The sequence below is a fragment of the Halanaerobium sp. genome (assembly GCF_003070835.1).
The window spans coordinates 1-6,898 of record NZ_QBLR01000180.1 but is presented as its reverse complement, the minus strand read 5'-3'; the positions used below and the strand labels follow the sequence as shown (position 1 = coordinate 6,898).

Sequence of the window (6,898 nt, the reverse complement as noted above, 5' to 3'; positions counted from 1 at the left end):
ATAATTTATTATATCGTACTGAGCCTTTAAAGTCCAATTGATTTTCATTATTAGCTGCCAATTCTTTTTTGTTTAGATAGCTAATTATTTTCTGATTAAATTTAATATCTGCTTCTGAAAAAAGTAATATTAGTCTGCTGGGCTGTTCTGGAATATTATTTTTGAATTCAGCCAGAAGATCATGAAACTGAGCTAAAGAAAATGGTAGTGAATAAAAAATCAGATGAGAAAAATTTGATTTAGTATTCAGTTCGCTGCTGAAAAAATAATGTTCGGGGTATTTTTCTTTTAGAACCTCTTTTTCTTTTTTGCTGCTAACATAAACTGCTGCTTTTTTAATCACCTTATTAAACAGTAGTTTTTTTAGGTTATTTTTCTTGTCTGCAGTATTTCGATAATCGTAAATAGAATAATTATCTTTTTCAAAAACTAAAGCAGTAGAAATATCATTTACAGACCTGTAATCATTTACTTTAAGCTGCAAATTTTCTTTTCCCCGCCAGCGATTAATTTCCGCCTGTCCAATCAAATCAAAATTAGAAGCTGCTATTCTTTCTGCCTGATCTCCAAAATTAAATGCAACTGCCTGAATATTGTTTTCTAAATAAATTTTTAGATGCTTATCTTCTTTACCCATCTGATAACAGCCGCGACTTTTTAAATTTTGAAATAAAAACTTTGGAGCTGGATTAGCAATTCCGTAAGGGCGAAATTTATCCAGTTGATTAATAAGAGCTTTGTTAAGTTCTGAAACTTCAAGGTTAATATCTATTTTTTCCTGCTTAAGAAAGTCCTCCTGGCTGAGGTTCTGATTTAGATAGTGACTAAATAACTTTTTAAATTTAGAAATTCTATTTATATCAATGCTCAAACCGGCGGCTGCTGTATGGCCCCCAAAATTTAACACTTCGGAGCTGCAGTATTTAAGTGCCTGATAAATATTAAGGGCTGAAATACTGCGGGCTGACCCTTTGGCAGTATTATTTTCTTGATCAACAGCAAATAATATTACCGGAAGATTATACTTTTCAAGCAGCCTGGAAGCAACAATACCAATTATTCCAGAATGCCAGTCCTTATCAGCAAGAATAATTGCCCTTTCGCTTTCTAAATCAATATTTAAAATCTTTTCTTCTACAGACTGATAAATTTTTTCTTCCTCCTGCTGCCGTTTTTTATTTATTTTGATTAATTTTTTGGCAATTTCTTTTAACTCTGCTTCATCTTCTGAAATCAATAAGCGCAGTGCCTCTTCTGCATCATGAATTCTACCAGCAGCATTTAAAGGTGGTGCAATTATATAACCAATTTGCCCAGCCGTAATATTGTTTTTATCGAGTTTTAGTTCAGCTATTAAAGTTTTTAATCCCAAAACCTTGTCCTGACCGATTAATTCCAGACCGTTTTTTACCAGTATTCTGTTTTCATTTTTGAGCGGGGCAATATCTGCTACAGTACCCAGAGCTACAATCGGCAGTAGTTCTTTAACCATCTGCCTAACAATTTTGGGATTTAAAGCCTGGGCCAATTTAAAAGCTGTACCTACACCAGCTATTTCTGCAGCGAAATAGTCATCCTCTTGAACAAGATGATGATTAATCACTGCCTCTGCTGCAGGCTTTTTTTCGGAGGGAGTGTGATGATCAGTAATAATCAAATCAATGTCCTCTGCTTTTAAATACTCAGCTTCCTCAAAAGCTGTAATCCCACAGTCAACAGTTATAATCAAATCAACTTCTGCTGCAGAGATTTTTTCCAGAGCCTGAATATTCAACCCATAACCATCTTCAATCCTGTCAGGTAAAAAATAATCAATTTCGATTCCAAATGCTTTCTTGAAAAATCTATATAAAACTGCAGTTGAAGTAATACCATCTACATCGTAATCTCCATAAACTAAAATTTTTTCTTTATTTGCTGCAGCTTTTTTAATTCTTTCTACAGCTTTTTTCATATCCGGCAGTAAAAATGGGTCACTTAAATATTCAAGTTTAGGGTTTAAATAAATTTCTTTTTCCTGTTGAGATTTTATGCCGCGCTCAGCCAGCAGCTGTTCTATAAAATTTTGGTTTTTATCCTGTCTGTAGCTAATTATTTTCCATAGTTTATCCATCTATTATCACCATTGTATTCTAAAGTTAGTTTAATATTTACCTGAGCGAAAAATTGATATTACAAGAAGTAAGCCCAAAATCCCAGCAAATGAATAACCAATAAAACCAAGTAGGGGGATATTAAATATCCGAGGTTCCATATTTGTTTGAATAAGCAGGGTTGAGCCAATAATTAAAGAAGCAATAATCAAACTCATTGAAAGTCGATTAGAAATGATATCAAGCCGGGAAATAAGATTTTCCAGGTTTGTATGTCTAAAATTAATTGTAAAATCATCTTTGACTAGTTTATCTAAAAAAGATTTAAGTTGATTATTTAATTCATATTTTTTTCTGCCAAATTTCCAGATTTCCGAACCAAGCCTTGCAGCAATTTTATTGACCTGCATTCTGTCATCTAAAATATCAGAAATAAACCCCCGTCCAACTTCTACCACATTAAAATCAGGATCCAGATCCTGGCCAACTCCTTCACTCACTGCAATAGCTCTAAATAATAAGAAGAAATCCTGAGGCATTCTAATCTGATGTTCGTAAATAAAATACTGCAGATCTTCAAAAACAGACTTGATTTCAATATTTGATAAATCACTGCCATAATATCTGTCCAGAATTTTTTCCATATCAAGCTGAAATCTGCGGCGATTAAAATTATCAGGTTTATTACCCAAAATTAAAATTACATCCATTAAAACATTAATTTTTTTATTAATCAATGCATAAAAGAGCAGAGCCATTAGATCTCTATCTTCTTCAGTAATTCTTCCAACCATGCCAAAATCAACATAAGCAATAGTTTTTTCGCCAGTTATAAATATATTTCCTGGATGTGGATCAGCATGGAAAAAACCATTAATTAATACCTGCCTCATTAAAGCCTTTGCCCCAAGTTCTGCAATAAATTTATTATGAGGGTGACTCTGATCTACTTCCCTAAGCTTAACTCCCTTTATTTCCTCCATAATCAAAAGATTAACTGTTGAAAGTTCAGAATAAACTTCAGGAGCTGTAATATATGGATCGTCAGCAAAATCACTGCGAAAACGGATTATATTTGCCATTTCACCTTTAAAATTAAGTTCATCTTTTATTGTGCGTTTGAATTCCTGAATAATCTCTACCGGCCTGATAACAGAATTAAATAAATCTCTTTCTTCAGCTAAGCGGGCAAGGTTCTCCATTATTTCTACATCAACACTTATTTTTTTATTAATCCCCGGCCTTTTAACTTTCATAATCGCTTCTTTTCCATTTTTTAAAACAATTTTATGGGTCTGTGCAATTGAAGCGGCTCCAACAGCTTCTTTTTCAATTTTTATTATTTCCTCTTCAAACTTATCTCCCAGTTCATTTTTTAAAAAATCTTCTATCAGCTCATAATCTTCAGGTGGAACTTTATCCTGAAGTTTTCTCATTTCTGCTATAAAAACAGGTGGAAAAATATCCGCTCTGGTACTCAAAAGCTGACCTAGTTTTATATAGGCAGGACCTAACTCCTGCAGGACTTCTCTGATTTTAACAGCCAGCATTTTTCCTGTGGGTCTTTCTGTAGTACTGATTCTTTTCCTAAATGGTAAATATTTATTTAAGTCTAGCTGAGAAATAATAAAACCAAGCCCGTTTTTAACAAGAATCTGTGCAATTTCACTGTAACGCTGAAAATGCCTGTAGTGTTTGGGTAAGTTCATATCCATTTTATCACAGCCTTTTTTAAAGATAGAAACCCCTCCAGTAAGCAAAGGAGGGGTTATAATCTAAAAACTTTTCTAATTCTAATTTTTATTTGCTGATTTTTTCCTGCCAGGTTACTAAAAGCGGACTGGCCACAAAAATTGAAGAATAAGTACCAGCAAACATTCCAATAAAGAGAGCTAGCATAAATGTCTGAATTGAAGCTCCTCCAAAGAAATAGATAGCTAAAATAGCAATTAATGTGGTTACTGAGGTGTTAATTGATCTGGGCAGTGTATCTACAACTGCTGAATTGGCCTGTTCTATAAAGGGAACTTTGTGCAATAACTTCATATTCTCTCTAATTCTATCAAAAATTACAATTGTATCATTAATAGAATAACCAACAATAGTTAAAAGTGCAGCTACAAAAGGCGTGTTAACCTCTCGACCCAGGATAGCAAAAATACCAATTGTTATTAAAACATCATGCATCAAAGTTATAATAGAAACAGCTGCAAATCTGAACTCAAAGCGAAAACTAATATAAGCAACTATTGCAATAGAAGCTGCAATCATAGCCAGCAGAGCATTGATTCTTAATTCTCTACCAATGGTTGGTCCAACCATCTCTGTTCTCAACATTTCAGCCGATTCAAATTCATCTTTGATTGCATTATCAATTATAACAATCTCTTCCGACTCCAAAGTCTTAGTTCTGATAATAATCCCATGTTCTCCAGCAGATTCAGACTGTTGAATTTTACTATCTTCAGCTATTTCAACTCTTTCTAAAACTCCCCTAACTTTTTCTGAACTAACGCTATTTTCAAAGCCAAATTCCATTAAAGTACCACCATTAAAGTCGATACCTAAATTTAATCCATTAATCAGCAAAAACAATAACCCAATTGCAATTACAGTAAGCGAAATTGTATACCAAATTTTTCGTTTTCCTAAAATATCCACTTTATTACCCCTTTCTGACCCCAAAAGATTTATTTTCACGTAATAATTTACTGCCTGCAAAAATATCAATCACATTTCTGGTTACAAAGAAAGCAGTAAACATACTGACAATAATACCAATACCAAGTGTCACAGCAAAACCTCTAACTGTACCACTGGTAAAATAGGCCAGAATAAGAGCAGTCATAATTGTTGTTACATTAGCATCAACTATAGTAGTATAAGCTCTTTTAAAACCTGCATCAATTGCTGCTCTAAGCGTCTTACCAGATTTTAGCTCATCCTTTATTCGCTCGAAAATAATAATATTTGCATCAACAGCCATACCAATAGAAAGGATTAAACCAGCAATACCAGGTAAGGTTAAAGTTGCCTGCAAACCTGCCATTGTTCCCATCAGAATTAAGCCGTAAATTGCAAGTATAACAGAAGCTAAAACACCAGGAAATCTGTAATAAAAAACCATATAAATAGCAACTAATAAAAGACCTAATAAACCGGCTCTAATACTTTTCTGAATAGAGATTTCTCCCAGAGTAGGTCCAACGGTTCTGGTTTCAATAACCTCAACCGGAACTGGTAAAGCACCCTCTCTGATAAGTATAGCATCTTTCTGAGCTGCTTCTATTGTCTCATATCCTGTAATTTGTCCTCTCTCTTCAATTACAGCCTGAACTGTTGGATTAGTCAACTGTTCATTATCAAGATAAATCCCAATTTTTTCTCCAATATATTTGCGTGTAATATCAGCAAATTTTTCAGAACCTTTTTCTGTCAAAGTAAAAGCAACTACTGGTCTACCATACTGATCATGATCAGCTCTTGCATCCTGCACAGCTTCACCTGTCATTAAAACCTCACCAGCTGAATTCTGAAAGGTCAGCATTGCAGTTCGGCCTATAGTTTCTATGGCCTCATTTGGACTGTCAACTGCCGGCAGTTCGACAATTATTCTATCACTGCCCTGCCTCTGAATCAGAGGTTCACTTAAACCAAGCTGGTTAACCCGTCTTTCAATCACACTCTGAATTCCAGTCATAACAGTGTCATTTATTTCTCTTTCTTCTGTAGGCTGAGCCTGTAAAACTATGTGGGCTCCCCCCTGTAGATCAAGTCCTAAATTAATGCCGTGCTGAAAATATAAAAATGCAGCAAAGGCCATTATAGCTAAAATAATAATTAATTTAATTCGTCTTTTTTGTTTATACCTCATTAAATAAATGTCCTCCTAACAATAAGCAATTAATTTTCAAATGATAAATCATAATTCTGATGATCAATAACCCTCATCTCAGTCAGCGGCCAGTAAACCCAGAAAGCCCTGCCTGATATATCATCATAGTCAACAAAACCTACAATGCTTTTGAATCTGCTGTCAGCACTATGATTTCTGTTATCCCCAAGAACAAAAACACTTTCTTCTGGAACCTCATAAGGACCAAAATCTCCAAGCATTTTTTCTGGCAGATAATTTTCTTCAAGTGCCTCCCCATTAACATAAGTAACACCATCTTTAATATATACAGTATCACCAGGTAACCCGATAACTCTTTTTATATATTTTTGCCCTGGCGCTCCTTTAGGAGAAAAAACAATAATATCTCCTCTTTCAGGCGGCTGAAATCTGTAAATAAATTTATTTACAAAAAGTCTTTCTCCATCCTGAAGAGTATTAGCCATTGATCTTCCATCTACTACAAATGACTGGGCCACAAATGTTATTATAAAGAAAGCCAGTATACCTGCTATTACTAAAGATTGCAAAAACTCTTTAACTGCGTTTTTCACATCATTTCCCCCAGTTCTTTACTAAAGCGACTATTCCTTATCTTTATTAGTCTCTTCAGTATCCTCATCATTTTTGCTGCTGCTTTTTTCTTCAACTCGAGACACAGCATTTTTAACAAAGTCAATATCAACATTAGAAGAAACTCTAACTCGAACATTACTGTCTTTAATTTTGATGATTTTGCCTTTGATGCCGCCAATTGTAACTATCTTATCACCAATACTAAGATTATCCAGCATGTTCTGATGTTCTTTTTTCTGTTTTTGTTGGGGTCTGATTAAAAAGAACCAAAAAATACCAAAAATTAAGACCCATGGTAAAATTGCATATAAATATTCCATTAACTATCCTCTCC

The 6,898-nt window shown here is 34.1% G+C and carries 6 protein-coding genes; all 6 read right to left on the bottom strand.

The features are described 5' to 3' along the window. A partial coding sequence (gene recJ, locus CI949_RS14630) for a single-stranded-DNA-specific exonuclease RecJ (RefSeq protein WP_290767625.1) occupies positions 1 to 2,113 on the bottom strand: 2,113 nt, incomplete at its 3' end. Positions 2,114 to 2,143: 30 nt separating this feature from the next. Next, positions 2,144 to 3,808: an AarF/ABC1/UbiB kinase family protein gene (locus CI949_RS14625; protein ID WP_133530370.1), complete on the bottom strand. Its 1,665-nt coding sequence runs from the start codon at positions 3,806 to 3,808 to the stop codon at positions 2,144 to 2,146. Positions 3,809 to 3,893: 85 nt separating this feature from the next. After that, entirely contained in the window at positions 3,894 to 4,754 is an 861-nt protein-coding gene (secF, locus tag CI949_RS14620) for a protein translocase subunit SecF (RefSeq protein ID WP_290767620.1), read from the bottom strand. Between the two features lie 4 nt (positions 4,755 to 4,758). Further along, positions 4,759 to 5,967 (bottom strand): protein translocase subunit SecD, encoded by a 1,209-nt coding sequence (gene secD / locus CI949_RS14615; RefSeq protein ID WP_290767617.1) that lies wholly within the window; start codon positions 5,965 to 5,967, stop codon positions 4,759 to 4,761. Positions 5,968 to 5,996: 29 nt separating this feature from the next. Beyond that, positions 5,997 to 6,542, bottom strand: coding sequence for a signal peptidase I (gene lepB, locus CI949_RS14610; protein ID WP_290767616.1), 546 nt, complete (start codon positions 6,540 to 6,542; stop codon positions 5,997 to 5,999). A 30-nt stretch (positions 6,543 to 6,572) separates the two neighbouring features. Then, on the bottom strand, positions 6,573 to 6,884 hold the full coding sequence (gene yajC, locus CI949_RS14605) for a preprotein translocase subunit YajC (RefSeq protein WP_133530366.1): 312 nt from the start codon (positions 6,882 to 6,884) through the stop codon (positions 6,573 to 6,575). Positions 6,885 to 6,898: the final 14 nt, after the last annotated feature.